This is a genomic window from Streptosporangium sp. NPDC001559, from assembly GCF_042893955.1.
Lineage (GTDB): Bacteria > Actinomycetota > Actinomycetes > Streptosporangiales > Streptosporangiaceae > Streptosporangium.
Genome location: NZ_JBIAVG010000052.1, coordinates 1 through 1,086, shown reverse-complemented (window position 1 = coordinate 1,086; position 1,086 = coordinate 1). Strand labels below are relative to the sequence as shown.

The 1,086-nt window shown below is 68.4% G+C and carries 1 pseudogene; it reads right to left on the bottom strand.

The features are described from left to right. Positions 1–1,086, bottom strand: a pseudogene (locus tag ACFYY8_RS42120) (DNA-directed RNA polymerase subunit beta); the annotation flags it as partial.

Genomic DNA, 1,086 nt, shown 5'->3' with positions numbered 1-1,086 from the left:
GGGGTGGCCATGTTGGTGCGGGGCTCGACCTCGGCGAAGCCCTTGTCGCGCAACCGCTCGGCCCAGGCCTCCTGCACACCGGAGATGTCCCAGCCGCGGGCGGCGATCCATCCCAGATGGGTCTCCAGCACCTGACCGACGTTCATCCGGCCCGGCACGCCGAGCGGGTTGAGGATGATGTCGACCGGGGTGCCGTCCTCCAGGAACGGCATGTCCTCCACGGGCAGGATCTTGGAGATGACGCCCTTGTTGCCGTGACGGCCGGCGAGCTTGTCACCGTCGGTGATCTTGCGCTTCTGCGCCACGTACACGCGCACCAGCTCGTTGACGCCCGGCGGCAGCTCGTCGCCCTCCTCGCGGGAGAAGACGCGCACGCCGATGACCTTGCCCTGCTCACCGTGCGGGACCTTCAGCGAGGTGTCACGCACCTCACGGGCCTTCTCCCCGAAGATCGCCCGCAGCAGCCGCTCCTCCGGCGTCAGCTCGGTCTCCCCCTTCGGGGTGACCTTGCCGACCAGGATGTCCCCCGGCACGACCTCGGCGCCGATGCGGATGATGCCGCGCTCGTCGAGATCGGCCAGCACCTCCTCCGACACGTTCGGGATGTCGCGGGTGATCTCCTCGGGGCCCAGCTTGGTGTCGCGGGCGTCGACCTCGTGCTCCTCGATGTGGATCGAGGACAGCACGTCGTCCTGCACCAGACGCTGGGACAGGATGATCGCGTCCTCGTAGTTGTGGCCCTCCCACGGCATGAACGCCACCAGCAGGTTCTTGCCCAGCGCCATCTCACCGTCGTCGGTGCACGGCCCGTCGGCGACGACCTGGTTGACCTCCACCCGGTCGCCCTCGGCCACGATCGGCTTCTGGTTGAAGCAGGTGCCCTGGTTGGAGCGCTTGAACTTCGCCACCCGGTAGGTGGTGCGGGTGCCGTCGTCGTTCATCACCGTGACGTAGTCGGCCGAGACCTCCTCGACCACCCCGGCCTTGTCCGCCGTGATCACGTCCCCGGCGTCCGTCGCGGCCCGGTACTCCATACCGGTCCCGACCAGCGGCGCCTCACTCTTCAGCAACGGCACCGACTGACGC